Raw genomic sequence first — 2090 nt, forward strand, 5'->3', positions numbered from 1 at the left:
TGCTATCAATGCTGATAAGCCAAAGAAAATAGACACAGCAGAACTTAAAGTAATAGAAGTAACAATAGTTAATATTTTACGAGTTTTTTCATTAAATTTGGTTAGTAAATATTGGGTAATATAGCCAAAAAACAGACCTAAAATTATAGCTCCAAAAATTTCAATTAATGGTAAAACAATAATCTCTGATAACTTAATTGCTCCTTCTCCCCTATACTGTGAATAAGCAATTGGGTTAATTAATGAAAAGATTATTAAAGCAAATGCATCATCAAGGCCTACAACAGCCATAATTGTTGAAGTTAGAGGCCCTTCAGAATTATATTCCTTTAAAACCATTACAGTTGCAGCTGGTGCAGTAGCAGAAGCAATTGCTCCAAATAAAAGTGCCATATAAAGCGGACGACCAATAAAATACACTGCTGCTGTAACAATTACAAAGGCTGAAACGGATTCCATTATTGCAATTGAAAATATGCTTTTCCCCAGTCTTTTTATTGTTTTTATTGAAAGTTCACTACCGATTGTAAAAGCAATAAATGCAAGGGCAATATTTGTAACGTAATCTAAATTAGCTAGAACAAAAGTATACATGTTAGACATTTCAGAATCTATTACTGGAAAGATAGAAATAATGTCTGGACTTAATAGGATACCCAAAAATACATAACCAACTACTATTGGAATTCTATATTTCTTGGCCAGTAAAACTACTAAAAATGCAAATAATAACAATAAAGAAATTAAATAAAGTTCTTTATTGGCAACATCATTTAACACCAACCACTCTTCAACATCATGGGCCGAGAAGTTAATTAATTCGTTCATAAAATACACCTCATTTTATCCAATACTATAATACAATTATTAAGTTATCAATAATCTGAGCAAAGAAAGCTATATTTCCAGATATCACTACTCAGGATGGTTTTCTGCTTCGTCTAATAAATAATGCAGCAGGTTAGATCTTTCTATAAAGCCGCGCAAAAAATCTTCATCATTAACAACAAAAAGTAGTGACTCTTTGTTATTCAACATAATGTCAGCAATTTTTTTCATATCACTATTTTCTTTGACTGCATCACGATTGCGGGCCATGTATTTCCCAACATTTTCATCCTTAACATATTTTAAATTCTCTACAGCTTCATTCACCTCATAAAATAGGCGGCTGCTGTCTAAAAAACCAAAACTCTCGGGAATTATGTTCTTAAGAATGTTATTACTGTAAATAGTTCCTACAAACTGATTTTGGTGATCAACCACTGGTAAAACTGATTGTTCTGATCTGTACATCAAAATTATTGCTTTGCGAATACTATCATCTGGAGTTACCGAATTCATAGTTCTAATCATATAATCTTTTACTAGACTCAACTTTTACACCTCCAGCTTATTAACTTCTAATCTTTCTAAACAACAGTTATAATCTTTTCCTTCATTTAAATAAACCTCTTTATTTTCTGCTATCCACAAAGCAGCAGCTCCCCCTCTTAAATTAGCTTCAATAAAATCAAATTTATCAGTTTTAAAAGCATAATCTAAATAGGCGGTGTTATAGGCATCACTTGCTCCCAACCAGTTAATGATACAGTATCCTTTAGGTGAAAGCTGATAAACATCACCATTTTTATCAAAGAGTATCCGGTCACAGTGGAATGGAATCATAACTCTTTTGGCTCCCATTTCCTGCATCTTTTTTCCTGCTTTAATGTAATCCTCTTTGTCATTCATCTCCATATCTAAAATTGTTTTATGGTGCTTAAAATATGGTGCTACAACATCCGGTTCTGATTCTAAAGCCAATTTTAAAGCTTCACCACTGGCCTGCAGAAAAACATGTTTACCTTTACCTTTGGCAATTTTAATTAAACGCTGATAAATATCAAAGTCTACACCCTCAGGAACTGAGCCGGAGATTAAAATACAGTTACTTTCAGAAATTGACCTCTTAAAACGAACTATCAGTTCGTCAACTTCTTCTTTTTCAACCTCAAAAGTATAGTCATTGTACTGAGTATAGGTTGCAGGATCTTTACCAATTATTTTTACATTATTTCTAATTTCACTTTCGGTGTAAATATAATTAC

The 2090-nt window shown here is 32.2% G+C and carries 3 protein-coding genes; all 3 read right to left on the reverse strand.

The genetic code is table 11. The features are described from left to right. The coding region (locus tag CI949_RS20175) for a cation:proton antiporter (protein ID WP_290769796.1) at positions 1-828 on the reverse strand (828 nt) is incomplete at its 3' end. A gap of 87 nt (positions 829-915) precedes the next feature. Beyond that, positions 916-1377 (reverse strand): HPP family protein, encoded by a 462-nt coding sequence (locus tag CI949_RS20180; protein ID WP_290769798.1) that lies wholly within the window; start codon positions 1375-1377, stop codon positions 916-918. A 3-nt stretch (positions 1378-1380) separates the two neighbouring features. Beyond that, the coding region (locus tag CI949_RS20185; RefSeq protein WP_290769800.1) for a 1-phosphofructokinase family hexose kinase at positions 1381-2090 on the reverse strand (710 nt) is incomplete at its 5' end.

This window comes from Halanaerobium sp. (genome assembly GCF_003070835.1).